General features: G+C 65.4%; 20 protein-coding genes. 4 read left to right on the forward strand and 16 right to left on the reverse strand.

The genetic code is table 11. The features are described 5' to 3' along the window. Positions 1-16: 16 nt before the first annotated feature. The 16 genes from icmH to tssA form a co-directional block, all read right to left on the reverse strand. Positions 17-886, reverse strand: a complete 870-nt coding sequence (icmH, locus tag M8R19_RS21480; RefSeq protein WP_116425589.1) for a type IVB secretion system protein IcmH/DotU — start codon at positions 884-886, stop codon at positions 17-19. Positions 887-890: 4 nt separating this feature from the next. Next, a complete protein-coding gene (gene tssK, locus M8R19_RS21485; RefSeq protein WP_249918840.1) occupies positions 891-2,222 on the reverse strand; it encodes a type VI secretion system baseplate subunit TssK in 1,332 nt (443 codons plus the stop codon). 2 nt (positions 2,223-2,224) lie between these two features. Then, the gene (gene tssJ / locus M8R19_RS21490) at positions 2,225-2,710 is read right to left on the reverse strand and encodes a type VI secretion system lipoprotein TssJ (RefSeq protein ID WP_116425587.1); all 486 of its coding nucleotides are present in this window, start codon (positions 2,708-2,710) and stop codon (positions 2,225-2,227) included. Positions 2,711-2,715: 5 nt separating this feature from the next. Beyond that, the gene (gene tagH, locus M8R19_RS21495; RefSeq protein WP_074986211.1) at positions 2,716-3,915 is read right to left on the reverse strand and encodes a type VI secretion system-associated FHA domain protein TagH; all 1,200 of its coding nucleotides are present in this window, start codon (positions 3,913-3,915) and stop codon (positions 2,716-2,718) included. Positions 3,916-3,934: 19 nt separating this feature from the next. Then, positions 3,935-4,075 carry a type VI secretion protein gene (locus M8R19_RS21500; RefSeq protein WP_249918841.1) on the reverse strand — a complete coding sequence of 47 codons (141 nt, stop codon included), beginning with the start codon at positions 4,073-4,075 and terminating at the stop codon, positions 3,935-3,937. Positions 4,076-4,129: 54 nt separating this feature from the next. After that, positions 4,130-5,644, reverse strand: coding sequence for a sigma-54 interaction domain-containing protein (locus M8R19_RS21505; RefSeq protein WP_249918842.1), 1,515 nt, complete (start codon positions 5,642-5,644; stop codon positions 4,130-4,132). A gap of 10 nt (positions 5,645-5,654) precedes the next feature. Then, positions 5,655-8,231 (reverse strand): type VI secretion system ATPase TssH, encoded by a 2,577-nt coding sequence (gene tssH, locus M8R19_RS21510; protein ID WP_249918843.1) that lies wholly within the window; start codon positions 8,229-8,231, stop codon positions 5,655-5,657. Between the two features lie 13 nt (positions 8,232-8,244). Next, on the reverse strand, positions 8,245-9,261 hold the full coding sequence (tssG, locus tag M8R19_RS21515; RefSeq protein ID WP_074986223.1) for a type VI secretion system baseplate subunit TssG: 1,017 nt from the start codon (positions 9,259-9,261) through the stop codon (positions 8,245-8,247). Continuing rightward, positions 9,225-11,003 (reverse strand): type VI secretion system baseplate subunit TssF, encoded by a 1,779-nt coding sequence (gene tssF / locus M8R19_RS21520; protein ID WP_074986226.1) that lies wholly within the window; start codon positions 11,001-11,003, stop codon positions 9,225-9,227. The genes tssG and tssF overlap by 37 nt, the downstream gene beginning before the upstream one ends. A gap of 144 nt (positions 11,004-11,147) precedes the next feature. Continuing rightward, the gene (locus tag M8R19_RS21525; RefSeq protein ID WP_245322942.1) at positions 11,148-11,393 is read right to left on the reverse strand and encodes a hypothetical protein; all 246 of its coding nucleotides are present in this window, start codon (positions 11,391-11,393) and stop codon (positions 11,148-11,150) included. A 76-nt stretch (positions 11,394-11,469) separates the two neighbouring features. Beyond that, positions 11,470-12,294 carry a hypothetical protein gene (locus tag M8R19_RS21530; protein ID WP_245322943.1) on the reverse strand — a complete coding sequence of 275 codons (825 nt, stop codon included), beginning with the start codon at positions 12,292-12,294 and terminating at the stop codon, positions 11,470-11,472. Positions 12,295-12,305: 11 nt separating this feature from the next. After that, a complete protein-coding gene (locus tag M8R19_RS21535) occupies positions 12,306-12,803 on the reverse strand; it encodes a PAAR domain-containing protein (RefSeq protein ID WP_074986232.1) in 498 nt (165 codons plus the stop codon). Positions 12,804-12,813: 10 nt separating this feature from the next. Then, complete coding sequence (tssE, locus tag M8R19_RS21540) at positions 12,814-13,221, reverse strand: type VI secretion system baseplate subunit TssE (RefSeq protein ID WP_074986235.1); 408 nt, start codon at positions 13,219-13,221, stop codon at positions 12,814-12,816. Positions 13,222-13,235: 14 nt separating this feature from the next. Beyond that, positions 13,236-14,711, reverse strand: coding sequence for a type VI secretion system contractile sheath large subunit (gene tssC, locus M8R19_RS21545; protein WP_249918844.1), 1,476 nt, complete (start codon positions 14,709-14,711; stop codon positions 13,236-13,238). A 27-nt stretch (positions 14,712-14,738) separates the two neighbouring features. Then, positions 14,739-15,242: a type VI secretion system contractile sheath small subunit gene (gene tssB / locus M8R19_RS21550; RefSeq protein WP_043273230.1), complete on the reverse strand. Its 504-nt coding sequence runs from the start codon at positions 15,240-15,242 to the stop codon at positions 14,739-14,741. Between the two features lie 32 nt (positions 15,243-15,274). Continuing rightward, on the reverse strand, positions 15,275-16,831 hold the full coding sequence (gene tssA, locus M8R19_RS21555; RefSeq protein WP_249918845.1) for a type VI secretion system protein TssA: 1,557 nt from the start codon (positions 16,829-16,831) through the stop codon (positions 15,275-15,277). Positions 16,832-17,532: 701 nt separating this feature from the next. Between tssA and M8R19_RS21560 the strand changes: the two genes are divergently transcribed. From M8R19_RS21560 to M8R19_RS21575, 4 genes are all read left to right on the forward strand, one after another. Next, entirely contained in the window at positions 17,533-18,051 is a 519-nt protein-coding gene (locus M8R19_RS21560; protein ID WP_043269424.1) for an Hcp family type VI secretion system effector, read from the forward strand. A gap of 116 nt (positions 18,052-18,167) precedes the next feature. Then, positions 18,168-20,210 (forward strand): type VI secretion system Vgr family protein, encoded by a 2,043-nt coding sequence (locus M8R19_RS21565; RefSeq protein ID WP_249918846.1) that lies wholly within the window; start codon positions 18,168-18,170, stop codon positions 20,208-20,210. Beyond that, a complete protein-coding gene (locus M8R19_RS21570; RefSeq protein ID WP_249918847.1) occupies positions 20,200-20,937 on the forward strand; it encodes a DUF4123 domain-containing protein in 738 nt (245 codons plus the stop codon). The genes M8R19_RS21565 and M8R19_RS21570 overlap by 11 nt, the downstream gene beginning before the upstream one ends. Further along, positions 20,937-25,694 carry an RHS repeat-associated core domain-containing protein gene (locus M8R19_RS21575; protein WP_249918848.1) on the forward strand — a complete coding sequence of 1,586 codons (4,758 nt, stop codon included), beginning with the start codon at positions 20,937-20,939 and terminating at the stop codon, positions 25,692-25,694. Before M8R19_RS21570 ends, M8R19_RS21575 begins: the two co-directional genes overlap by 1 nt. The last annotated feature ends 7 nt before the right edge of the window (positions 25,695-25,701 follow it).

The raw sequence follows: 25,701 nt of genomic DNA on the forward strand, positions 1-25,701 counted from the left end.
TACACCAATCCCTGTGTTACGACGTGGGCTCGACCGCCGCCGGGTCGAGCTGCTGATAGGGTTGCAGGACGCTTTCGCGCTGTTCGCCGAGGACCCAGGCGAAGCCTGAATAGATCACTCCGAGGCAGACCAGGGTGAACAGCGCTACCAGCCACCAGGGCACGATGCGCACCAGGCCGCGGCGCTGGTCGCGCAGGCCTTCCCAGTGAGGCGACAGCTCGCGCGGCACGTCGCCGCGCAGCTGGCGGATCTGCCGGTAGAGGCTGTCGCGGATCGCCTCCAGTTCGAGCAGGCCGCGTGGCAGCACCCGGTATTTGCCCTCGAAGCCCAGCGCCAGGCACAGGTACATCAGTTCGAGCATGTGCAGGTGCTTGACCGGGTTGCGGGTCACCTGTTCGAGCAGCTGGAAGAACTTCTCGCCGCCGAAGGTCTCGTTGTGGAAGTTGCTCAGCAGGCTCATCTGCGCCCACTCGCTCTCGTTGCCCCAGGCCGTGGTGACCACCGCCTCGTCGAGCACGGTGCAGAGCACGTAGCGGGCGGCCATTACCTGGCCGTTGTCGGCGCCGTCCTGCAGGGCGAGCAGCTCGAACTGGCGAACGCCGTCGGACAGGCGCTGGTTGAGGCCCTGCAACTCCTCGCCGGCCGGGCTGTGCTTCAGCCGCACCACTTCCGACAGCAGCTCGGCGGCGGCGCTGACCAGCGGATTGAGGCCGATGTTGATGGCTTCCGCCGGGCGCAGGCGCGCGGCGTAGATCATCCGCTGCTCCAGGTGCTCGAAGCGTGGCGGCTCCTCGAGGTCGGTCAGCGGGCCGCGGGCCGGTTCCTCGGTGCGACGGTCGAGCAGGACGGTCTTGTCGTCCTGCGAATAGTCCATTTCCTTGATCATGCGCTCAGTTCCTGATGGCCCAGAACTTCAGCTCGAGTCCGGGGAATTCGTCGGTGACGTGGAAGGCGAAGCCGCCGGAGCGTTCCAGTTGCGCCTGTTCTTCCGGGCTGAGTTCGAGAACGAAGTAGGTCTTGTTGGCGTGGAACGGGATCTGCCGCGGAGCCACCGGCAGCGGCTTGATGCGGACACCCGGCAGGTGCAGGTTGACCAGTTGGCGGATGCGCTCCACCGGGCCGGCCTTGAGGTGCGCTGGCAGGCGCTGGCGCAGTGTCTCGGCGTCGCACTGGGCGCTGGCGGCGAGGACGAAGGAGGCGCTGCCGAGCAGTTTGTGGTCATGCAGCGGCGAGACCAGGATGCCGTACTGGCGCTGTTGCAGGACCAGCTCGATGGCGTGCTGTTCCAGCACCATCGACAGCACCTGGCGGATCGCTTCCATCAGCTTGCGGAAGCTGGCGCCCTGGTCGCTGTGCTGGTAGCGCCCATCCAGGCGCGGGCGCTTGCTGTCGCTGGCGAAGGTGGCCAGTTCGCCGAGCATCGCCAGCAGGGTGCGGTAGACCTCCTCGGGGTGCACCTGCTCCAGGTCCATGCAATGCCGCAGGACCAGTTCGGTGCGGTTGATGAGTTGCAGCATGAGGAAGTCGCCGACCTCGGCGCCGCCCACTGTACCGGTGGAGCGGATGCGTTCGGCCAGGGTTTCGCCGCGGTGGCCGAGCATGCTGACCACTTCCTTCAGGCACGACAGCAGGTAGCCGCTGGCGTGGAAGTGCAGGTGCGTGGGAATGAACTCGGGGTCGAGGGTGATGCCGCCTTCCGGCGAGGTGTCGAGGATGTCGCAGAGTTTCAGGCGCACGTAGGCCTGGTCGTTGCGCTGCTCGCCCAGCAGCAGTTGGAAGTCGGGGTGGGCGCAGGTGACCTGGCTGCTGCTGTCGTCACCGGCGTTGGAGTCGGCCACTTCCTGTTCGCGGCAGGTGTAGCGCGCGAGGAAGTCCAGCTGTTCCGGGCGCCGGGCCTCGATGTGGTTGCCGGTGACCAGCGGCAGGGCCAGGTACACCGGGGTGTTGCTGGTGTTCGACGGCACGTCCACCGCCAGCGGTTGGGCGAGCTTGCCCAGGTCGAACAGGGTGCCGTCGGGCAGTACGCCGGAGGCGCGGTTGAGCACCAGCTTGCCGATGGCCAGGCCCTGGGTGTCCACTTCCTGTTCGAAGAAGCCCCAGCTGTAGCGGTTCAACAGGCGTGTGCGGGCCTTGAGCTGGTGATCGTAGTAGCGATCGTTCTGCTGGAAGTGCTGTGGGCGCAGGAGCATGCCTTCGCGCCAGATGACCTTGTGTGCCGTCATGCTCAGTCACCCTTCTTAGCCAGGCTGGCGCCCAGATCGTGGATGCCGTCCTGTTCCAGGCGCAGCTGGGCACGGGTCTGCCGTGTCGGGGTGAGTTGCACCACGTAGCGCCACTGGCTTTCCGGCAGGTCGCGGTAGGCGGCGAGCACGCCGACGTAGCGGCTGCCGTCGTTGACGCTGAGCTTCAGTTCGCGCTTGTCGCCGGGGCGCAGTTCCAGTTCCTCGCTCGCCACCAGGTCGGGGGCGAGGGATTCCTTGGCGCGTTCGTAGAGGCTGAAGAAGTCGGCGTTCTCGAAAGCCACGGGATGCTTGAGTTCGAACAGGCGCACCACGATCGGCGAGGGACGGCCGTTGAGATCGGGGTTGAGCTGCTCGCTGGCGCTGAGCTCGAGGTCGAGCTTGGTCAGCCGGGAATAGGGCGAAAGGCTCGAGCAGGCGCTGCACAGGAGCAGCAGGGCCAGCACGACGAAGGGTTTCATGCGGGGCATGGAGATCATCCTTGGGAGTCGCTGTTGAGGGTGGCGATCAGCCGGACCTGTTCTTCGTAGGTCTGGGCGAAATCGCGGGCGAGCAGGCGTTCGCTCCACTCGTCGTCCTGGCGCAGGCTCTGGTGGTAGCGGCCGTAGGCGCGCCAGCGGCCGGCGGCGCCGGCGAAGCGCGAGACCTGGCCATCGCGTTCGAAGCGCAGCGCCAGCTGTTCCGGGGCGAAGTGTTCGAGAGCTTCGCGCACGGCGGCGCGGCTGGCGCTGAGCAACGCCACCTGGTGCGCCTGCAGGTCGCGGAAGGCGCGGGCCACGGCCTGTTCGGCGGGCAGTTGGCCGGGCTTGCCGGGGCGCAGCAGGGCGTTGAGCGCATCGTGGCTGTCAGCGCTGTGCTTGAGCGGGTTGTTGCCAGCGCCTTGTACGGTGGTCAGGGCCAGGCGCAATTCGTTCTTCAGTTCGGTGCGTGTGCGCAGGCTCTGTTGCAGGCCGCCTACGCACTGGCGTAGCAGGCGCGCGGCGTCCACTGCCAGGGCTTCGCGGGCATCCTGGTCGAGGTCGTCGAGGGGCACCCCCAGCGCGCCGGCGAAGCGTTGCCAGAAACCATCCGGCTGACGTTGCGGCTCGGCAGGTGGCTCGGCGGCCGGCGCCGGCTGCGGGGCGGGCACCAGTTCCGGCAGGGGCAGGCTTTCCATGTCGATGCGCGCATAGTCGGCCTGCTGGCGCGCCGTCTGCTGGTGGGCGCCGAGCAGGCCGAAATCGTCGCTCTGCACGTAGGCCCGCTCCTGCTGGTTGAGAGCGGCCAGTGGGTCGAGGTCGAGGAATGCGTCGTCCGGGATGATGCTGCCGGCCGCGCTCGGGCGGCCGACCTGGTCGAGGAACTGCGCAGGGTCCTGGACCAGACGCGCGCGGATCTCGAAGTCGCCCAGGCAGTACACGCAGCCGTGCTCGATGCGCTGGGCCTCGCCCTTGCGCAGGCGGGCCCCGCTCTCCTTGAGCTGGATGCCGTTGCTGCTGGTGTCGGTCAGGTAGAAGGCGCCATCGCGGTAGCTGATTTCGGCGTGGTGGCCGGACAGGTGCCGGCGGCGATCGGGAATCACCCAATCGCAGTCCTCGGCGCGGCCGATCACTCCGCCGGCCTGCTTGAAGGTCTTGTTGGTCAGTAGCCCGGGCACGAATTGCTGGGCGCTCACCATTTCGAAAACCAGTTCCATGGTCGTGGACTCCTTGCGGTCAGTTGCCGCGGTTGAGCGTCTGCGGGTCGCCCAGCGGGCGGTAGTCCTTGTCGTTGAACTTGTAGTTGCCGCTGCATCCGGTCAGGCCGAGCAGAACGGCCAGGGTGAGCAGCGCGGCGCGCCAGGGAAGAGGGGACATCGGACGACCTCCGGTTGATGGCAGAGCGGTGATGGATGGGCTCGACATGGAAGCTCAGGCCTCCGTCGAATGGATGTTCAGGCGCCCCAGGCGATACAGCAGGGTGCGTCGTGGCAGGCCCAGCTCGCGGGCGGCCAGGGTGCGGTTGCCGCCGTTCTTGCGCAGGCAGTCGAGCAGCAGGGCACGTTCCACCTGTTCCAGGCGTTCACGCAGGTTGAGGCTGCGGTCGGGGTCTACCGGTTCTTCGCGCAGGACGAAGTGCGAGGGTTGCAGTTCGCCGCTTTCGCAAAGCAGCACGGCGCGTTCGACCATGCCCTTGAGCTCGCGCACGTTGCCGGGGAAGGCATAGGCGGACAGGCAGTCCAGCGCGGCGTCGGACCAGTGGCAGAGGTCGCGCTGGAGAAAGGCGCAAGCCTTGTCGGCGAAGTGCCGGGCCAGGCGCGGGATGTCTTCGCCGCGCTGGCGCAGCGGCGGCAATTCGATGGGGAACTGCGCCAACCGGTAGTAGAGGTCTTCGCGGAACTCCCCGGTGGCGACCATCGCATTCAGGTCGCGGTGGGTTGCAGCGATGATCCGCACGTCGATGCGGTGGGTGCGGGTACTGCCCAGCGGCCGCACTTCGCCCTCCTGCAGCACCCGCAGCAGCTTGGCTTGCAGCGGCAGGGGCATGTCGCCGATCTCGTCGAGGAGCAGGGTGCCGCCGTCAGCGGCGTCGAACAGGCCCTGGTGGTCGCGGTCGGCGCCGGTGAACGCCCCCTTGCGGTAGCCGAACAGCTCGCTTTCCAGCAGATGCTCCGGCAGCGCCGAGCAGTTCTGCACGATGAAGGCACTGCTGCGGCGCGGCCCGCAGTCGTGGATGGCGCGTGCCACCAGTTCCTTGCCGGTGCCGGTCTCGCCCTGCAGCAGGATGGTGTAGGGGCTGTGCAGCACCTTGCCGATCATCTGGTAGGTCTGGCGCATGGCCGGGCTGTCGCCGATTAGGCCGTAGCCGCTGGCGCAGGGGCTCGCCGGGGTGGATACCGGGGGGGCTTCGCCCCGGCGCAGACGCAGGCGCTGCAGCAGTTGCAGCTGCGAGAGGGCGAAAGTGCCCAGTTGTTCCAGCGAGGCGGCGAAGCCTCCCAGTTCATGGGCCTGGCGACCGACGCACAGCAGCAGGCCTTGCACCGCCTGTTGGCCATCCTGCAGGGGTACGCAGAGCAGGGCTCGCCACGGTTGCCCGCCGTTTGGCAGGAAGGCGGTTTCGTGCAGGCTGGGGTTGAGCTCGGCGAGGCTCAGTACACGGTTCTGGCAGAGGCTGTATTGCAGCAGTTGCTGGTCCTTGTAGTCGGCCGGCAGGCTGGTTGCCTCCCGCGGTTGCAGGCGCCCCTCCAGGCACTCCGCATGCAGCCCCAGGCTGGTGTGGGTGGCATCCAGCAGGTACAGCTGGACCAGTTCGCATCCGCTGAGCGCTCCGGCCGCGCGGACGAACCCGCCCAGCAGGCCCTGGGCGTCCGCTGCCCGGGCCAGCTCGTTGTAGTGGCCGAGCAGGCTTTCGGCATAGCGCAGCGGCTGGGAGATGCGCTTGAACATGACCGGCACCTCAGGCGAACTCGCAGGTAACGGCCGCGCCACCATCGAGGGTGGCGTGTACGCGGTTCAGCGTTTCGCCCACGGCCATGGCCTGCAGCAGGCGGTCGGCGATCTGCGGTAGCAGGTGCTGGTCGAGCAACTGGTCGATCAGGCGGGCGCCGCTGTCGCCCTGGGTGCAGCGAGCGGCGAGGTGTTCGACCAGGGCATCGCAATGGCTGAACTGCAGCTGGCGGCGCTGCAGGCGGTCGCCCAGGCGGGCCAGCTTGAGGCGCACCAGTTCATGCAACACTTCACCCTCCACCGGGTAGTAGGGCACCACGCGCATGCGGGCCAGCAGGGCCGGTTTGAAGTGACGGCTGAGCGCCGGGCGGATGGCTTCCTCGAGCGCCTGGGCGCCGGGCCGCTGGCCATCGGCGCAGAGTGCGGCGATGCGCTCGCTGGCGAGGTTCGAGGTCATCAGGATCAGGGTGTTGCGGAAGTCGATCTCGCGGCCTTCGCCGTCGTTGGCGATGCCTTTGTCGAAGATCTGGTAGAACAGGTTGAGCACGTCCGGGTCGGCCTTCTCCACCTCGTCCAGCAGCACCACCGAGTAGGGCTTCTGGCGTACTGCCTCGGTGAGCATGCCGCCTTCGCCGTAGCCGACGTAGCCGGGGGGCGCGCCGATCAGCCGGGACACGGTGTGCTTCTCCTGGAACTCGGACATGTTGATGGTGGTGAGGAAGCGCTCGCCGCCATACAGCAGGTCGGCCAGGGCGAGGGCGGTCTCGGTCTTGCCGACGCCGCTGGGGCCGACCAGCAGGAACACGCCCACCGGCGCGTCGGGTTTGTTCAGGCCGGCGGCGGTGGCGCGCATGGCCCGGTCCAGCGCCTGCACCGCCTGTTCCTGGCCGCGCACGCGCTGGCGCAGGTCGGCGGCGAAGCTGGCGACCTTGGCGTTGTGCTCGCGGGCCAGTTGCGACAGCGGCACGCCGGTCCAGTGGCTGATGACCTCGGCGACCAGCCGCGGGCAGACCTCGAAGCTGACCAGGCGTTCGTCCTGCTGGGCTTCGCGCAGGGTGGCGTGGGTCTGGTGCAGGCGTTCTTCCAGGCCTTCCGAATCCTCTTCCGCGTCCTCGCGGGCCCTGGCCAGGCGTTGGCGCAGGTCGAGCAGTTCGTTGGCCAGCTCACGCTGGCGTTGCCAGCGCTGTTCCAGCTCGGTCTGTTCCGCCGCGGCCTGTTCCAGGCGTTGCTGCAATACTTCCAGGGCCTGATCGTCGACCGCCAGGCCAGCCTCGCGGTCGCGGCGCAGGGCCTGGCGCTGGCGCTCGCCTTCGGCCAGTTCGCCGCGCAGCCGCTCCAGGCTTTCCGGAGCGGCGGCCAGGCTGATGCGGACACGGGCGCAGGCGGTGTCGAGCACGTCCACGGCCTTGTCCGGCAACTGGCGGCCGGCCAGGTAGCGCGCCGAGAGCTCGGCCGCGGCGACCACGGCGTCGTCGCGCAGGTAGATGCCGTGGCTGGCCTCGTAGACCTTGGCCAGGCCACGCAGGATGGTCACCGCCTCGGCCACGCTGGGTTCATGCAGTTGCACCGGCTGGAAGCGCCGCGCCAGCGCCGGATCCTTCTCGAAGTACTTCTTGTATTCGGTCCAGGTGGTCGCGGCTATGGTGCGCAGCTCGCCGCGCGCCAGGGCCGGCTTGAGCAGGTTGGCCGCGTCCGAGCCGCCGGCCTGGCCGCCGGCGCCGATCAGGGTGTGGGCTTCGTCGATGAACAGGATGGTCGGTCGCGCCGCGCCCTTCACTTCTTCGATGACGCCCTTCAGGCGGCGCTCGAACTCGCCCTTGACGCTGGCCCCGGCCTGCAGCAGGCCCATGTCCAGGGACAGCAGTTCGACGCCCTGCAGTGCCTCGGGCACCTCGCCGGCGACGATGCGCGCGGCCAGGCCCTCGACCACGGCGGTCTTGCCGACCCCGGCCTCGCCGACCACGATGGGGTTGTTCTTCCGCCGCCGCGCGAGGATGTCGATCATCTGGCGGATGGCGCCGTCGCGGCACAGCACCGGGTCCAGCCGGCCTTCGCGGGCCTGGCGGGTGAGGTTGTGGGTGAAGCGCTCGAGCATCGACTCGCCGGGATTGGCGGCGCCAGTGGCGGGTTGCCGCTCCTGCTGGGCCAGGGCGTATTCGCGCAGGCGCTCAGCGTTCAGTCTGGCCAGCAGCTCCTGGTAGTGGCTACCGGCATAGCGCAGGGGATTGCGCAGCAGGGCGAGGATCAGCGCGGCCTGGTCGATCAGGCTCTGACGCAGTTCCAGGTTGGCCACCAGCAGGGCGTCCTGCAGCCACTGCATCAGCTCCACGGCGAACACCGGGTTGCGCGAGGCGCTGTTCTCGGCGCGTGGCTGCAGCGCCGCCGCCAGCTCGCCGACGCCCACCCCGGCATCCTGCAGGGCGCGTTGCAACAGGCCCTGGGGGCGCTCCAGCAGTGCCAGCAGCAGATCCTCGACGAGGATCTTGCTGCCGTTGCGGGCCACGCAGCGCTCGGCGGCGCCCTCCAGGTCGCGGCGGGTCTCGGCGTCCAGGGCCTGGACGAGTTGTTGCAGGTCGAGGTTGATCATGGGTCATCGGTCCTTAATGAATGCGGCTGCCCAGGGTGACGATGCCGTCGGCACGCTCCCGTCCCAGCCAACTGGTCCAGCCCAGGCGGCAAGGGTTGTCGGCGCCTATGCGTAGCTCGCGGATGGCCTCGTGGTGCAGTTCCAGGCGCAGGTCGTAGTCCAGCGGGTCGCGCAGGGTGAAGCGCACCAGGGCGCAGAGCGGTTGATAGCCGTTGCCGATCGGCAGGAAGTCGTGGAAGCGCTCCCAGTCGAGTTCGCGGATGTGGATGCGGAACTTGCCGCTGCGGTCGCGTACCTGTTCCCCCAGCACCAGGTCCTCGCCCAGGCGGCTGTTGGCCAGGCCGAGGCGGTTGCGCTGGTCCGCCTGGATGCACACGCTGCGCTCGATGCACTGCTCGATGAAAAGCGCGGCGTGCTTGAAGTAGTAACGCAGCACCGCCTCGATCAGCGCTGCGGAATGGGCTCGCAGGCTGAGCAGGCCCAGGTACGGCAGCAGGCGCTTCCAGTTCAGCTCCTCGGCGCGGCGCAGCTGCTCGCCGCCCAGGCCGATGAGGGCGAACAGGCGCTCGGAAAAGGCGTCCAGCGCGCCCGTTTCGAAGCGGGCGTGGTAGCGGTACTTGCGCCAGATCGGCAGCAATAACCGGTGCAGGCGGTGATGGAAGAGGTCGAGGAAATCGCGGGTCGGGTTGCCGTCCTCGCTGTCGCCCAGCGCCTGCTCGCCATAGAAGGCCGGCAGCGGCGAGCCGGAGCCGCACAGGCTGACCAGGTTCAGGCGCAGGCGCGCGCGCGGCTCTCCGTTCTCCTCGAAGAACTGCACGCTGTGGATATCGCTGCCGGGAAAACCCAGGCTCGGGTTGGCCTGGAACTCCAGGCGTTCGTAGAGCGCCTCGTCGCTGCACGGCAGGCCCTCCGGGGTCGCCTGGCGCAGGCGCTCGATGACCAGGAGCACGGCCTGGAACAGCGAGTACTCGCGAATGTCCCGGCTGAGCCGGCTCAGAGCAGGGGCTGCTGTCCCATGCGCGGTGTCCATTGGTACACCTCTCCCTGTGTGCTTTTCACCTGCAGTTCGTGGTACGAGTTGAGGCTGGCGTAGAGCGCGAAGAATTCATTGAGCACGGAAGCGAAGACGAACATGTCGCCTTCGCCGATGTAGCCTTGCGGGTCGATCGTCAGCTCGGTGCGCAGGCCGCGTACCGGCAGGCCACGGTGCAGGCGGTCGACCGGTTCGTGACGGACCGAGCGCAGGCCGTTGAGCAGGTTCTTGCTGACCTTCTCGGCCTGCTGGTCGTAGTAGCGCGGCAGGTCGTACGTCTCGAGGATCACCTTGAGCGCCTCGATGTTGGCCAGCGACAGGTAGTTCAGCGACATGTTGCTGATGAGCTTCCAGAGGAAGTCGCGATTCAGCGGCGGCGCGTAGCTGGACGTCACCGGGGTGATGTTGCGGAAGCTGAGGAACTCCGGGGTCTTCTCGCTGGCCAGGTTGATGTCGCCCAGCTTCAGGCGGCGCGGCAGGTTCTGGTTGGTGCAGGTCAGCTCGATGGACAGGGTCTCGTGCTCTTCGTAGTCGCGCACGCCGAAGCTCAGGTAGGTGTCCAGGCCGTCGTGCAGCAGCGAGGAACGCTGGCGCACGCTGTAGTGCGGGCGGCTGCTGGGCACGTCGAAACTGGCGTCGTGCTCGAAGGACTCGAACAGCACGTATTCCTGGTGGCCCAGGCCGCCGGGACGCCAGCCGGTGACGTTCTCCACGGCGAAGACGCCGCAGTTCTGCACGTCGTACTCGGCGGGCAGCAGCAGGTATTCGTCCTGCTTGCCATCCAGGCGGATCGGCAGCGCGTCGTGGCTGAACAGATTGGCGATTGGCGTGCAGTGCAGCTTGAGGTTGTCCAGGGTTGGCCGCAGACGCTGGATGCCGCTGCGGCGGATGTCGAAACGCAGCTCCAGGCCGCGTACCTGCTTGAGCTTGTCCTCGGGGAGGGTGCGCAGGCGGTCCAGGCCCAGCAGGTCGACGAACAGGAACTTGTCCTGGAAGGCGAAGTATTCCTGCAGGAAGCGATAGCCGCGGAAGGTATTGAGCGGGTAGGGGATCAGCGCCTCGTCTTCGGCGAAGCCGACCGGCTGTACCCGGTCGCCCGGCAGGCGCATCGGCTTCTCGCCTTCGACGAGGGGCTTGTGCTCGCCGTCCAGCGGTACCAGCTCGACGTTGTCGAGGTCGTGCACCAGGCCCAGGTAGAGCATCTGGCTGATGTAGCGCTCTCCGGCCAGGTAGAAGCGCAGACGGTTCAGCTGCAGTTCGCCGAGGTGGCCATCGCAGGTCATTTCCAGGCGCAGGCTGAGCAGCGCGCCATCGCCCTTCACCGAGTAGTTCAGGCCGCTGGTACGCAGCGCCACGACCTCGGTCGGGTAGCAGGTACGGAAGCGGCAGCGCACGTCGGCGATGGGCTGGCTTTCCACGGGCGTATCGCGTGGGACCAGCAGCGCCGGGCCGGGATGCGGCAGCGGATCGAACTGCAGGATGCTGAACGCCGGCAGTGGCCGCATGTAGTTCGGCCACAGCAGGTGCATCAGTGAATGGGTCAGTTCCGGCAGTTCATCGTCGAGCTTCTGCCGCAGGCGCCCGGTGAGGAAGGCGAAACCCTCCAGCAGGCGCTCGACATCCGGATCGCGCCCGCTCTGCGCAAGGAACGGCGCCAACGCCGGGCTGCGCTCGGCGAAACGCCGGCCCAGCTGGCGCAGGGCGCTCAGTTCGCTTTGGTAGTAGTGGTTGAAGGACATCGGGTGCTCTTCCCTGTAGCTGTTTCAAGGCGGGCCCGGCAGCCCCTGGTTTTCTGGTTTTCTGGTTTTCTGGTTTTCTGGTCCGGTCATCTTTGCGCAGGCATTTCGAGGGGATGCCTGGCTTCTTTTCCGTCCGTTGCCTGGTTAGCGGATGCTCTGCACTTTGGCTTGGCACCACGTCCTGAAATCGTCCTTCTTGAAGGACGGGCAGGACTGGTTCTTGCTCATGACTAGGTATTCCCGGCCGGGCTCGTAGGTGAAGTGGTAGTAGTTGTTGCGATCTTCGGCATAGAGCCAGTAAGCGCCCGAGCCCTCACTGATCACGTACGGGGACAGCGTCAGGATCGAGGCTTGCGCAGGGATGAAGTTGGTGCGATCCATGAGCAGCATCAGTGCATTGCTGGCAAGCCGTGTGAATAGCAGGATGCTCAGTAGGGCGATGGCTACGAGTAGTAGAACGATTCGTTTAGCGTTCATAGAAGTACAGAGGCGAAGCACCGGTTTTGGCGCGCTCCAGGAGTGCCATCGCATCACTGGCATATTTCTCTGCCAGGGGACCCGACCCGTTATAGGCTCCGATAACCGCCTTGAGCTTGTCTGGTGCCAGGGGGCCGCTGTGACAGGGTGTTGCGGTGATGCGATCGATCAGTTGTCGAAGATGCGCAGCGGCGTAGTAAAGATCGGCCTTCCAGTCATCACCGGGAATCCGGGTGTCTTGGTCGAAACCGAAGATCCGGTACTGCACATCCTTGGGCATCGGCTTCTTGCAGTAGTAACTCTCGGTATAGGTCGCGGCGTCTCTCAGGGTCTTTCGACTCATGTTGACGAACCCGCTGGAACTGCCAGCGACCTTGTCGGGGACGATATCGAAGGCCACCTCGTCGACGATAGCGAGGAAGGTCGTCAGTGAGCGTTCGCCGAACTGCAGCGCCTGCAGGGTTGTGCTGGCGCCAGGACCGTTTTCCTGTTGCAGGATCACCGCGAGCAGCAGATGCGGAATTCCGTGGTAGTGAGCCGCGTCCTTGATCCAGCTTCGGATTTCCGTATCGGAAAACCTAGTTCGTAGCAGGTCTTCGCCCTTGGGGGCATACCAGATGATCTGTAGGGGAGATGGCAGGTCGCCACGGTAGCTGGGGATGGATTCGTATCCGTTCAGCGTAGTCACCTCTTTGCCGGTACAGCGGCAATAGGAGACCACTACCGGTGCGGTCTGCTTGGCCTCAGACGAAGTGGACTCGCCAGCCTTTACGTAGTTCACGCCTTCTTTCTGGCGCTTGGGCTCGTTAGCCATCGCTCTGTCCCTCAGAATTCGATGAAAATTTCGAATTTTTCGGCCTGGGAATGTGCCGCCAGGCGATGGGTCAGGCCGTTCTCGTCAGAGATACCACTTTCCTCAGTGCCATCCTGGCGGACAATCAAATAGCGGGTGTTGGCCAAAGGATCGCCCAGGCTGTTCGTCAGCAGGCACTGAGCATCGAAGCCAAAGGCAATCGGTAGCGGTGCCACGAAAGATGCGGGTGAATGGGTACTCCCGATAAGCACCGTCCCCGACCCACCAACGACCACATTGCCATGGCTACCCACGCTGCCGACCACGACGGCCGGCTTGCCGTTGATCAGCACGTTCGGGATCACGTTGCCGGCCATGGCGCCGCCGCAAGCGGACGGGTCGCCTTGTCGGGCGGCGGGCAGGCCGTCGAAGAGCACGTCGGGGGAGCCGGCGGCGATCGGGTTCACGCCGTGGCCCGGGACGGGGCAGGCGGTCGGGTCGGTGACGCGGGCGGCGGGTTTTCCGGACATGGGGTTCTCCTTAGCTGACCCGGACCTGGCCGCTGCCATTCAGGCTCGCGGCGAAGCTGACCGGACGCTTGAGGCCGTCGACCTCGAGCACGCCTTCGATGGAGAAGGCGAGGTGCAGCGGGTCGCGCTCGCGGGGCAGGGGGCTCACACGGACATTCGACAGGCGTGGCTCATAGGCTTCGATGAAGCGCTCGATGGCATTGCGGGCCTGGTTCAGGGCGTCGTGCAGGCTCAGGCGCATGTCGTTGAGGTCGGGCAGCCCGTAGTCGGGCAGCGTTTGCACGCTGCCCGCACGGGTGCTGAGCATCTTGGCCAGATGGGCAGCCACCGACGCCATGGCGGCGACCTCCCGGCTCCAGCCGGCACGTTGGCCGGCTTCGCCGCCGAGACGTTCGAAAAGGCTGCCGTATCCGCTCATCGCTCAGCTCCTGCTCATTCCTTGTCGAGCTTGCCGACCAGCGACAGGGTGAAGTCCGCCCCCATGTACTTGAAGTGCGGACGCACGCTCAGGCTGACGCGGTACCAGCCCGGCTCGCCGTCGACATCGCTGACCACCACCTGCGCGGCGCGCAGCGGACGGCGGCTACGGACTTCGGCGCTGGGGTTCTCCTGGTCGGCGACGTACTGGCGAATCCACTTGTTGAGTTCCAGCTCCAAGTCGGTGCGCTCCTTCCAGGCACCGATCTGCTCGCGTTGCAGCACCTTCAGGTAATGCGCCAGGCGGTTGACGATGAACAGGTAGGGCAACTGGGTGCCGAGCTTGTAGTTGAGCTCGGCGATCTTGCCTTCCTCGCTGATGCCGAAGTTCTTGGCCTTCTGCACCGAGTTGGCGGAGAAGAACGCCGCGTTGTCGCTGCCCTTGCGCATGGTCAGGGCGATGAAGCCTTCCTCGGCCAGCTCGTACTCGCGGCGGTCGGATACCAGCACCTCGGTGGGGATCTTGGTCTCGATCTCACCCATGCTCTCGAAGTGGTGAAGCGGCAGGTCCTCCACCGCGCCGCCGCTCTGCGGGCCGATGATGTTCGGGCACCAGCGGAACTTGGCGAAGCTGTCGGTCAGCCTGCTGGCGAAGGTATAGGCCGTGTTGCCCCACAGGTAGTGCTCGTGGTTGTTGGCGACGTTTTCCTTGTAGACGAAGGTCTTCACCGGGTTGTCTTCCGGGTCGTACGGGTTGCGCAGCAGGAAGCGCGGGACGGTCAGGCCGACGTAGCGCGCGTCCTCCTGCTCACGGAAACTCTGCCACTTGGCGAACTGCGGGCCTTCGAAGTGATCGCGCAGGTCCTTCAGGTCCGGTAGCCCGGTGAAGCTTTCCAGGCCGAAGAACTTCGGGCCGGCAGCGGCGATGAAGGGCGCGTGGGACATGCTGGCGACGCTGGCCACGTACTGCATGGTCTTGACGTCGGGCGCGCTCGGGTCGAAGTAGTAGTTGGCGACGATGGCGCCCACCGGCTGGCCGCCGAACTGGCCGTACTCGGCGGTGTAGATGTGCTTGTAGAGGCCGGACTGGACCACTTCCGGGGAGTCCTCGAAATCATCCAGCAGGTCCTGCTTGGAGACGTTGAGCAGTTCGACCTTGATGTTCTCGCGGAAGTTGGTGCGGTCGATCAGCAGCTTCAGGCCGCGCCAGGACGACTCCAGTGCCTGGAACTCGGCGTGGTGGAGGATTTCGTCCATCTGCTGGCTGAGCTTGGCGTCGATCTCGGCGATCATCCGGTCGACCAGGGCCTTCTTCACCGGTTCGCCCTGGTTCTGCGGCTTCAGCAGCTCCTCGATGAAGGCCGACACGCCGCGTTTGGCGATGCCGTAGGCGTCGTCGTCCGGGCTCAGGCGGGTTTCGGCGATGATGCGGTCGAGAATGCCGTATTCGGCGCTGGCGCCGCCGTTTTGCTGTACTGCGCTGGTGCTCATGTGTTGGCTTCCTTTTCAGTCCTTGGCTCAGGCGTCCTGCTCGTTGCCGTCGAGGCCGAGCTCGTTGAGTACGCGGCCACGCGATTCCTCGTCGGCGAGCACGCCCTCGATGGCCTTGCGGAAGGCCGGGGCATTGCCCAGCGGGCCCTTCAGGGCGACCAGGGCTTCGCGCAGCTCCATCAGCTTCTTCAGCTCCGGCACCTGGTCGACCAGGTTGGCGGGGTTGAAGTCCTTCATCGAGTTGATCTTCAGGGCGATGGCCAGTTCGTCGCTGCCACCTTCGTCCTGCAGTCGGTTCGGCACGCTCAGGGTGAGGCCCAGTTCCTGCTTGGCCAGCACTTCGTCGAAGTTGTTCTTGTCGATGCCGATCGGCTTGCGATCCTCGACCTTGCGTTCGTCTGCGCGCTGGGTGAAGTCACCGAGCACCAGTACCTTCAGCGGCAGCTCGATTTCTTCCTGAGCACCGCCGGTAGCCGGCTTGAAAGTGATGTTGATGCGTTCCTTGGGGGCTACCGAGCCTTCTTTGGCCATGGCATGTCTCCTTTGCGTTAGGGCCCGAAGGCCTAGTCGAGCACCATCTCGAGGTCGAGATGGCACAGCCTGCGATAGACCTCGTCCTTGCGCTCGCGCACGGCATGGTTCTGCGGTAGCAGTTCGCAGCAGCTGTGCAACAGGTGCAGCACCTCCAGGGCGAGGTCGGGTTCCCAGTCGTGCAGGCCGGTGTCCTGCAGTTCCTGGTCGAGGGATTCCAGTTGGGTGCGGGCCAGTTCGTATTTCTTGGCCTGGTAGCACAGGCGCGCCATGCTCAGTTGCCAGAAGAAGCGCTGGCGGCCGCCATAGGCGCTCTGCAGCCCCTGCTTGAGCTGCTGTACCGCGGGTTTCAGGCCGTCCTTGCGCAACACCGGCAAGGCTTCCTGCAGGGCCAGTTCCCAGGCTGGGAGTTCCTGGCTCACCGGCACTTCGCGGATGCTGGCCGGCGCCTGCAGATGGGGAAGGACATAGGCGCTGATCCAGGCGCGAGTGGCCGGGTCGGCGAAAGGGCTGCCATCGTGGAAGCGCAACTCGACCATCCCGGGCAGTCGCTGCAGGAACAGCGCCAACTGGATTTCCACTTCACGCATGGCGTGTTCGGCGTCCAGCGCCTGCAGGCACTCCCAGGCCAGGCGCTGGCCGTCGAACCAGAAGGGCGAACGCGCGAGACTGCCTTCCAGGTCGACCAGCAGGTCGGCGTAGTGGCCTTTCTCGAAACGCTCGCGGTAGTTGTTCAGCTTGTCCTGGGGCAGACCGCGCAGCGCCGTGAGTTGTTCGGCATTGCGTTCTGGCAGGTTGTCGATCGGCAGCCACAGCAGGGTGCGGTTCAGGCGCAGTGCGCGCAGGTCGGTGGCCTTCTGCTTCAGCCACCAGGCGCAGAGCGGGCGGGCCCCGTCCTGCTGGGCGCGCAGGGCCTTGTGGGCATCCTTCTCGTTCTCGATGCTGCTGACAGGCGCCAGCAATTGAGTGGCGGCCTGCTTCACCTGGGCCATGACCGCGCCGACCGGCCCCTGCTCGGGCTGTGCCTGGGAGGCCCGGTGGACCATCGCCTCCAGGGCCCTCTGCGGTGGAAGCAGCCTGGGGACGTCATCGCCCAGCTTTTCGTGGAGGAGCTCCTCCAGCTTCTTGAGGGTGTCGGCCAACTGGCGGAACAGCGGCAGTTGCTCCTTTACCGCAACGTCGTCGGCGAACAGGGGCTCCAGACGTGTCGCCAGCCATTCCAGGGCTGCCGCTCGGGTCCGAGGCTTGCGCGGGTGGACATCATCCCAGTGCTGCTCGCAGAGCCGCAGGAGCATCCCCAGGCCGGCCAGCAGGCCGGAAAAGGATTCGCGTTGCTGCAGGGCCCAGGTCAGCCAGGCAGCGACGCGTAGATCCTTGGATTGCTCTCGCAGCAGGCGCTCGCTGCCCTCCAGGATCTTCTGCCAGTCGATCAGGCCGCCGCCATGCAGGGAGGTGGCCTTGCCCAGCTCGGTTTCCAGCGCTTCGAATTCCACCGAATAACGGACGTCCTCGCCGGCGTAATTCACCTGCGAGGCAGGCGTATCGGCCAGTTCGAGATAATGCGATGCAAGTTTTCTGGTGTGGCTCATCCCTGCAATCGTTCCGTGATTAGGCTGAACTATCTATATGACGCCGTACTAAAAGTTCCCGTGTGAGGTTCCCGGACGGGCGATCGGCATTCCTGGGTGGCAAGAAACTGCCGGCCAAGTGGCGGGCAATAGTGCATGTATTGATCAAGGATGTCTTGTAGGACATTGGCTATTTTATTTGTAGGATTTTCAAGTCCGAATGAGGTCGTGTGAGTTGGCGCACACAACCCTCATTCCTTGTGAGTGGCTCTAGAATGATGGTTTTCAGCGGTTTTACAGGTGCTTTTTCGCGCTTTTCAGCATTGCTAAGAAATTTCTTAATCTCCGATTAATGCTGTTTGATATCGATTTGATATCAGTTTGCCCGGGAACTTTTTCCAACCCTTGGTATGTTGAAGAAGAGCTGTGATATTCCACGGTGTGCAAATTCTTGCCGAGGTTTTCACGGGAAAAGTGCGGGTTGTATCGCTTCCGAATAGATGGGAGTAAGGGTGGATGCCTGGTGTGAAATAAGTTGCGCAGTGGTGTGCAAGAAGTTGCGCACTAACCGTGGCGTGAGTTGTTCAAAAACAATGGCTGCTTTATCGCAAGCCTTGTATTCCGGGCGCTGAGAAGTGTTTGGCACGCAAATTGTTATAGCCCGGCCACCCACTGGGTCGTGAACCCCGGGGCCATCAACTCACACGGCAAGGAGAGCTTTCATGCCAACACCCGCGTATCTGTCCCTCGAAGGCACCAAACAGGGCCTGATCACCGCCGGCACCTTCACCGAGGACTCGGTCGGCAACATCTTCCAGGAAGGCCACGAAGACCAAGTCCTGGTCCAGGCGTTCAACCACCAGGTCATCATCCCGCGCGACCCGCAGTCCGGCCAGCCGACCGGCCAGCGCGTGCACAAGCCGCTGATGATCACCAAGGTCTTCGACAAGTCCTCGCCGCTGATCTTCAACGCTCTGACCTCCGGCGAGCGCCTGAACAAGTGCCGCCTGGAGTGGTACCGCACCTCCTCCACCGGCACCCAGGAGCACTACTTCACCATCGAACTGGAAGACGCGGTGATCGTCGACGTGCAGTCGCGCATGCCGAACTGCCAGGACCCGAACATGGCGCATTTCACCCACCTGGAAGACGTCTACTTCACCTACCGCAAGATCGTCTGGACCCATGAGGTTTCCGGTACCTCCGGTTCCGACGACTGGCGCACCCCGATCGCCTCCTGATCGGTCGCGACACGTGCTGTTCACATCGGCCGGGTTTCCGGCCGATGTGTCTTTTCCAGGCCTGAGCCGGCGCTGCGGCAACTGCCGGGCAGGCCCTCCGCGCAGAGGAACATAGGATGTTCGCCCCGGCCAACCAGCCCCATTTCAGCCTGAATATCGACGGCCTCGACGGCGACCTGCAGGTGCTCGAATTCCATGGCCGCGAAGCCCTGAACCAGCCCTACCGCTTCGACATCGAGCTGGTCAGCGAACGTCCCGACCTGGACCTGGAAAGCCTGCTGCACAAGGGCGCCTACCTGGACCTGGGGCAGGGCCACGGCATCCATGGCCAGTTGCACCGGGTGGCCCAGGGCGAATCCGGCCAGCGCCTGACCCGCTACCAAGTGAGCCTGGTGCCACGTTTGGCCTACCTCGCGCATCGGCATAACCAGCGCATTTTCCAGCAGCTGACGGTGCCGCAGATCATCACCCAGGTGCTGGAGGAACACGGCATCCTCGCCGATGCCCAGCGCTTCCAGCTCGGCCCCACCGTCTACCCGCCGCGCGACTACTGCACCCAGTACGACGAGAGCGACCTGCACTTCGTCCAGCGCCTGTGCGAAGAGGAAGGTCTCCACTACCACTTCGAGCACAGCCCCGACGGGCACCTGCTGGTGTTCGGCGACGACCAGACGGCCTTCCCCAAGCTGGCCCCGGTGGCCTACCAGCAGGACTCCGGCCTGGTTGCCGACCAGCCGGTGATCAAGCGCTTCGGCCAGCGCCTGGAAACCCGTACCGCCCGCGTCAGCCGCCGCGACTACGACTTCGAGAAGCCCAGGCTGCAACTGGAAAGCACGGCGCGCAGCGACAGTCGCCCGGACCTCGAGGACTACGATTACCCTGGCCGCTTCACCGACCGCGAACGCGGCAAGTTGCTGAGCCAACGCAGCCTGGAAAGGCACCGCGCCGACTACCGCCAGGCCGAGGGCCGCAGCGACCAGCCGAGCCTGCGCAGCGGCCATTTCCTGCCCCTGCGCGAGCACCCGCGCGATGAGTGGAACGACCTCTGGTTGCTCACCGAAGTGTTGCACGAAGGCAAGCAGCCGCAGGTGCTGGAAGAGTCGGTCACCAGCGACGCCCGCGACGGCAAGGACGACTTCCACCAGGGCTACCGCAACCGTTTCCTCGCCACGCCCTGGGACGTGCCCTACCGCCCGCCGCTGGCGCATCCCAAGCCGCGCGTGCTGGGCAGCCAGACCGCCGTGGTGACAGGGCCGAAGGGCGAGGAGATCCATTGTGACCGCTACGGCAGGGTCAAGGTGCAGTTCCACTGGGACCGAGAAGGCCAGGCCGACGACAAGACCAGTTGCTGGCTGCGCGTGGCCTCCAACTGGGCCGGCAAGCAGTACGGCGCCATCGCCATTCCGCGCATCGGCATGGAAGTGCTGGTGACCTTCCTCGAAGGCGACCCGGACCAGCCGCTGATCAGCGGCTGCCTGTACCACGCCGAGCACCTGCCGGCCTACGAGCTGCCGGCGAACAAGACCCGCAGCCTGTTCAAGACGCTCTCCAGCCCCGGCGGCGGTGGCTACAACGAACTGCGCATCGAGGACCGCAAGGGCCAGGAACAGATCTTCATCCATGCCCAGCGCGACTGGGACGAGAACATCGAGCACGACCAGAAGATCCGCGTCGGCCATGAACGCCACGACACGGTGGAGGCCAACGCCTACAGCGAGTTCAAGGCCGAGGAACACCGCACCACCCATGGCGACCGCAAGGTCGAGGTGCGCGCCGACGACCACCTGACGGTGGGCAACGACCAGCACCTGAAGCTCGGTAATGGCCAGTTCATTGAGGCCGGTCAGGAAATCCACCTCTCCGCCGGACTCAAGGTGGTGCTGGAAGCCGGTAGCGAACTGACCATCAAGGCTGGCGGCAGTTTCGTCAAGCTGGACGGCGCTGGCGTCACCCTCAGCGGCGCCACGGTACGGGTCAACAGTGGAGGCAGCCCCGGCACGGGCACGGCGGCGGCTCCTTTGCTGCCGGGCCTGCTCCAACAGGCTGATGCCGACCGGCCCGGGTTCCTCCTGACCCCGGCGCAGATCAATACCTTCAAGCGCAGCGCGCCCTTCTGCGAGGAATGCGAGAAGTGCAAGGAGGGCCATTGTGTCTTCTGAACGCCTCACCCCACGTGAATGGCTGGCCGCGAAGCCGCTGGCCGAAGGCGAGCGGCTGTACGGCGTGTTCAGCAGCGTCAGCGCGGCCGCCCCGCTGAGCGCCTGGAACCGCCAGGGCATGCATCGGGCGCTGCGACCGCTCTGGCAGGGAACACCCTACGCCGATTGGCAAGAGGTGATGCCCTATCTCGTCGAACCAGAGACCGACGGCAGTTTCCTCGATTGGGTCGGCGAGACCGACGCCGAGGATTGGGGGTGGCTGGCCGTTTCCAGCGGCGACCCCGAGCGCATCTTCGGACACCTGCGCAGCCTGACCCAGGTAAGGATGCCGGAAGGCAACGAAGTGTTCTTCCGCTTCTGGGATGGCCGGCACCTCCTGCCGATCCTGACTTTCCTCGGTGCGGATGCCACGACCCTGCTGCCGATGTTCGATCGCTACCTGATAAACGGCCGCGCCCTTCAGGCCGCCGAGGCGGTACTGCCGCCCGAGCGGCCCTTCCCCTGGTGGACGCCGCCACAGGCACTGCTGGACAGCCTGGCGCGCGAGGACAGCAGCACCTTGTCCGCCAACCTCCTGCAATGGCTGCAGGAAGAACATCCCGACCTCTGTGACTGCCTGCCCGAGGTGAACCTGCGGCTGAAGATCGCCCATCTCGCCCGTCGCGGCAGTGACGTCGCCACTCTCAAGAACGCCCTGCTGGAGCAGCTGGCGCTGGAGCTCAACTGATGGACCAGATTGCCGTAATCGAACAGGAGTTGAATGACTTCAGGAACAGCCTGACCCGATACCGCGAAATGACCGAGAGCTGGTACGCCCGGGCGGCCGATGCCGGTAGCCGCGCGACGGACTTGCCATCCCTGCTGGGTATGGAGCGCAGCATCCGGGCCGGTTCCAGCAGCAAGTCGGTGAGCCTGGGCGATAGCGACTTCGGTCTGGTCGCGCAGTGTCCGCTCAGCGGCATCCTGGAAATCGAGAGCAAGTTCGAGTCGGCCTACGAGGTGCCGCTGGGGCGCATTCAGGTAGATGTCCGCTCCCGGGACGACAATAGCCTGCAGCAGACCCTGACCCTGGGCGACGACGGCAAGGCCAACTTCAAGGGGCAGCCCGGCAAGTGGTACTCCATCCAGGTGAACTCCGCGGTCAGTGCCCAACAGGTCGACGAACTGTTCAGCCGCTACGACGGCCTGACGAACCAGCTGGAGACCTGGCTGCGTGGGCAGTGGGCCGGTTTCAGGCCGCAATGGCAGGCCCATGGCGTATCGTCGGTGCTGTCGGCCGCCGGAACCGGCATCCTTGAAGGCAGCTGGCAGGCGGTGAAGGATGTCTGGGAAGGCATCAAGCTGATCTTCGAGATCCTCCAGGACCCTATGAAGTACGCCCACATGCTGGGCGACAAGGCCAGCGAACTGGCCGCCCTGGCCAAGAGCGCGCCGCAGAAGATGGCCCGGGTGATGCTCCTGGCCAGCGACGAGGCGGTGCTCTACCTGCTGCTGCGCAGCGCGACCCTCTGGCTTTCCGCATTGCCGCCGAGCCAGATAGCCGGTACGGCTGCCAAGGAGATCTCGCGGATCCTGGTCTCCGTGCTGATCGACATCCTCATCGCCATCGTCCTGACCGTCGCGGTCGAGGGAACGGGCATTGCCTACCTGGCGGTGCGCCTGGCCAAGTACGGCAAGCGTCTGGTCGATGCCGTCATCGGTTTCGTCAAATCGGTGTTCGGCATCCTCGAAGGCGTGCTCGACTACATCGAGAAATACCGTGTGGTGGCCGCCCGCGGCATCGCCAGCGGCGTCCAGCGTGGCAAGGCGGAACTGATCTGGGATGCGCGCAAGAACAGCACGCTGCGCGAAGTCGATGCCCGGCCCAACGTCGACCGCCAGGCCACGACGCCCAACGAGCGGCCGGCCCAGGCGTGCAAGGAAACCTGCACCGGTGGCGAACCGGTCTCCATGGTCACCGGCGAGGAACTGCTGACGCTCGACGATGCGAGCCTCGATGGCCTGCTGCCCTTCGTCTGGAGTCGCCTGTACCGCACCAGCGCGGTGGAGTTCGACCACGGCCTGGGGTACGGCTGGAGCCACGGACTGGCCCATCGCCTGCTGATCGAAGACGGGCAGGTGACCTGGATCGATCATGAAAACCGCCGCACCCGCTTCCCGCTGCCGGACCGGCAGCGGCCCGCCATCAACAACCGGCTGTCGAAGGCCGCCATCTTCATCGGCGCCGACCCGGCCGAACTCGTCCTGGCCCAGGCGGGCGACAAGCCGCGCTTCTACCACTTCCGCCACGACGGCAAGGGCGGCGACCTGGTCGCCATCAGCGATGCCTACGGCAACCGCCTTCACGTCGGCCGCGACCTCGCCGGCCGCATCAGCCGCCTGAGCAACGGCGCCGGTCGGGCCCTGGCGTTCCGCTATGAGCAGAGCCGCATCCAGGCCGTGGAATACCAGCAACAGGTCCCGGCGGACACCGAGGAGGCCTCCTGGCGCAGCGTGCAGACACTGGCCAGCTACGTCTACAACACCGCTGGCCAACTGCTGGAGGCGCACAATGCGCTTGGCGAAGTCGAGCGCTACCGCTACGACGAACAGCATGTGATCCTCGAACGCCACCTGGCCGGCGGCGCCAGCTTCTACTGGGCCTGGGAGGGCGCCGGCAAGCAGGCTCGCTGCGTGCGCCAGTGGTCGAGCATCGAGCCCCTGGACTTCCAGTTCGAGTGGGACGACGAAGCGGGTACCGCGACCCTGCTCCAGAGCGATGGCGGCCGCCAGGTCTTCGTCCACGACGGCAACGCACGCCTGGTACGCCAGGTCGATCCCGACGGCGCGGTACACGAGAAGGCCTACAACCCGCAGGGGCAACTGGTGGCCGAGCGCGATCCCCTTGGGGCCGTGACCGAGTACCACTACGACGAGGCCGGCCACCTGGTGGCCCTGGTGCCGCCGGAGGAAGAGCCCACCAGCTTCGAGTACCGCGACGGCTTCGTCAGCGCCGTGGAGCGCGGCAAGGCGAACTGGCGCTACCGCCGCAATGCCCAGGGCGACGTCATCCAGCAAACCGATCCGGACGGCCATTCCACCTTCTTCCGCTATGACGAACGCGGCCGCCTGCTGCAAATCCAGCATCCCGACGGCAGCAGCCACCAACTGCTATGGAACGGCCTGGGCCAACTGATCGAGGAACGCCTGCCGGATGGCGGCGTGCGCCGCTATCGCTATGACGTATTCGGCCGCCAGATCACCCGCCAGGACGAGCAGGGCGCCGTCACCCAGTTCGAGTGGGATGCCCTGGGCCGCCTGCGCCAGGTCACCCTGCCGGGGGGCGCCAGCCGCGACTACGAATACAACGCCTACGGCAAGGTGACGGCGGAGCGCGATGAGCTCGGCCGGGTGGCCCGTTACGAATACGACGGTGGCCTGCACCTCGTCACCCGGCGCATCAACCCCGACGGCAGCCAGCTGCGCTACCGCTATGACAACGCCCGGCTGCTGCTCAGCGAGATCGAGAACGAGCGTGGCGAGCTGTACCGCCTCGACTACCACCCCAGCGGCCTTATCAGCCGGGAAACCGGTTTCGACGGGCGCACTTGCGCCTATGCCTACGACCTCAACGGGCACCTGCTGGAGAAGACCGAGTATGGCGAGGACGGCAGCGAACTCGTCACCCGCTACCAGCGCGACGCCTCGGGCCGCCTGCTGGTCAGAACGCAGCCCGACGGCAGCGAGGTCCACTACCGCTACGATGCCCTGGGCCGCCTGGTGGGCGTGGACGACGGCGAATGGCCGCTGGCCTACGAGTACGACCTGCAGAACCGCCTGACCCGCGAACACCAGGGCTGGGCGACCCTGCAATACGGCTATGACGCCCTGGGGCGGCTGAGCCATTGCCGGCTCCCGGATGGCAGCACCCTCGACTACCGCCACCGGGCGGGCGGCGAACTCAGCGCCATCGACCTGAACGGCCAGCGCCTGACCAGCCACCAGTTCAGCTTCGGCCGGGAACGCCAGCGCCAGCAAGGCCAACTGCTCAGCCAGTACCAGTACGACGAACAGGGCCGGCTTCTCGCCCACCAGGTCAGCCAGCGCGAGCGCGCGCTGTACCAGCGGCGCTACAGCTACGGCGCCGGCGGCAACCTCGCCAGCGTCGAAGACAGCCGCAAGGGCGTGCGCAGTTACCACTACGACCCGCTGGACCGCCTGGTCGCCGTGCGCGGCGACCTGCCGGAAAGCTTCGCCCACGACCCGGCGGGCAACCTGCTGACCCAGAATGCCCAGCAGGGCGACCCACGGCAGGTCAACGTACAGGGCAACCGCCTGCTGATGCAGGGGGACTGCCACTACGATTACGACGCCTACGGCAACCTGCTCCGCGAACGCCGCGGCGCCGGGCAGAAGCTGGTTACCCAGTACCGCTACGACAGCCAGCACCGCCTGGTGGGCGTGCAACTGCCCGATGGCCGCCAGGTCAGCTACCGATACGACGCCTTCGGCCGCCGCATCGCCAAGGAAGTGGACGGCAAGACCACCGAATTCATCTGGCAGGGCGACCGCCTGGTCGCCGAAAGCGGTGAAGGCCGCTACCGCAGCTACGTCTACGAACCCGGCAGCTTCCGCCCGCTGGCCATGCTGGACGGCGAAGGCCCGCTGAAGGCCGAACCCTTCTACTACCAGCTCGACCACCTGGGCACTCCGCAGGAGCTGACCAGCTACGGCGGCGAAATCCTCTGGTCGGCCCGCTACCGCGCCTACGGCAACGTCGCCCGCCTGGAAGTAGCGGAAATCGACAACCCGCTGCGCTTCCAGGGGCAGTACTACGACGCGGAAACCGGCCTGCACTACAACCGGCATCGTTACTACAATCCCAACACCGGCCGTTTCCTGACCCCGGACCCGATCAAGCTGGCGGGTGGGTTGAACCACTACCAGTACGTGCCTAACCCGACGGGGTGGGTGGATCCGTTGGGGTTGGCTAGTACACATGGAGACTGTCTTAACGCCTCTCCTCCGTTGACAACGGCGAAAATTGAAGAAATTACGACAATTCCTAAAGGAGCTCGACCAGATCCAAGTGAGTATCTTTCATCAGAATACATAAAAAATCATCTGAGTCAGTTTGATAACGGTGCATCTAGATTTATGACCCAGAAAAATCTGGATAAATATGGCATTGGTCAGCGTGATGGAACATCTTTCGTCATGCCTAAGACAGAGGCCGATAAACTACTGGAGTCTACCCAAGGAAATGCGCCCGCATTAGAAACTGCTCTTGGGCTGCCATCAGGTTTCCTAGAAAGTAACAAGATGGTCCGTGTTGATATTTCTAACCCTCAAGAACTTAATCTTAGAATTCCATCAGGGAATGAGGCAGGGACTAATGAATTCTGGATTCCGGGTGGAAAACTGCCAACTGGGAATAGCGAGGCAATAATTGATGTTGGGGGAACCCACATGCCGAAGTTAAAAATTTCTCCAGTCGACTTATAGGTTAGAC

Origin of the sequence: Pseudomonas sp. R3.Fl (assembly GCF_023516765.1) — a bacterium.
GTDB lineage: Bacteria > Pseudomonadota > Gammaproteobacteria > Pseudomonadales > Pseudomonadaceae > Pseudomonas > Pseudomonas citronellolis.

Excerpts from the sequence above, each read along its gene's own strand:
- icmH (WP_116425589.1), bottom strand. The coding sequence starts at position 886 with ATGATCAAGGAAATGGACTATTCGCAGGACGACAAGACCGTCCTGCTC.
- tssK (WP_249918840.1), bottom strand. The coding sequence starts at position 2,222 with ATGACGGCACACAAGGTCATCTGGCGCGAAGGCATGCTCCTGCGCCCA.
- tssJ (WP_116425587.1), bottom strand. The coding sequence starts at position 2,710 with ATGCCCCGCATGAAACCCTTCGTCGTGCTGGCCCTGCTGCTCCTGTGC.
- tagH (WP_074986211.1), bottom strand. The coding sequence starts at position 3,915 with ATGGAACTGGTTTTCGAAATGGTGAGCGCCCAGCAATTCGTGCCCGGG.
- M8R19_RS21500 (WP_249918841.1), bottom strand. The coding sequence starts at position 4,075 with ATGTCCCCTCTTCCCTGGCGCGCCGCGCTGCTCACCCTGGCCGTTCTG.
- M8R19_RS21505 (WP_249918842.1), bottom strand. The coding sequence starts at position 5,644 with ATGTTCAAGCGCATCTCCCAGCCGCTGCGCTATGCCGAAAGCCTGCTC.
- tssH (WP_249918843.1), bottom strand. The coding sequence starts at position 8,231 with ATGATCAACCTCGACCTGCAACAACTCGTCCAGGCCCTGGACGCCGAG.
- tssG (WP_074986223.1), bottom strand. The coding sequence starts at position 9,261 with ATGGACACCGCGCATGGGACAGCAGCCCCTGCTCTGAGCCGGCTCAGC.
- tssF (WP_074986226.1), bottom strand. The coding sequence starts at position 11,003 with ATGTCCTTCAACCACTACTACCAAAGCGAACTGAGCGCCCTGCGCCAG.
- M8R19_RS21525 (WP_245322942.1), bottom strand. The coding sequence starts at position 11,393 with ATGCTGCTCATGGATCGCACCAACTTCATCCCTGCGCAAGCCTCGATC.
- M8R19_RS21530 (WP_245322943.1), bottom strand. The coding sequence starts at position 12,294 with ATGGCTAACGAGCCCAAGCGCCAGAAAGAAGGCGTGAACTACGTAAAG.
- M8R19_RS21535 (WP_074986232.1), bottom strand. The coding sequence starts at position 12,803 with ATGTCCGGAAAACCCGCCGCCCGCGTCACCGACCCGACCGCCTGCCCC.
- tssE (WP_074986235.1), bottom strand. The coding sequence starts at position 13,221 with ATGAGCGGATACGGCAGCCTTTTCGAACGTCTCGGCGGCGAAGCCGGC.
- tssC (WP_249918844.1), bottom strand. The coding sequence starts at position 14,711 with ATGAGCACCAGCGCAGTACAGCAAAACGGCGGCGCCAGCGCCGAATAC.
- tssB (WP_043273230.1), bottom strand. The coding sequence starts at position 15,242 with ATGGCCAAAGAAGGCTCGGTAGCCCCCAAGGAACGCATCAACATCACT.
- tssA (WP_249918845.1), bottom strand. The coding sequence starts at position 16,831 with ATGAGCCACACCAGAAAACTTGCATCGCATTATCTCGAACTGGCCGAT.
- M8R19_RS21560 (WP_043269424.1), top strand. The coding sequence starts at position 17,533 with ATGCCAACACCCGCGTATCTGTCCCTCGAAGGCACCAAACAGGGCCTG.
- M8R19_RS21565 (WP_249918846.1), top strand. The coding sequence starts at position 18,168 with ATGTTCGCCCCGGCCAACCAGCCCCATTTCAGCCTGAATATCGACGGC.
- M8R19_RS21575 (WP_249918848.1), top strand. The coding sequence starts at position 20,937 with ATGGACCAGATTGCCGTAATCGAACAGGAGTTGAATGACTTCAGGAAC.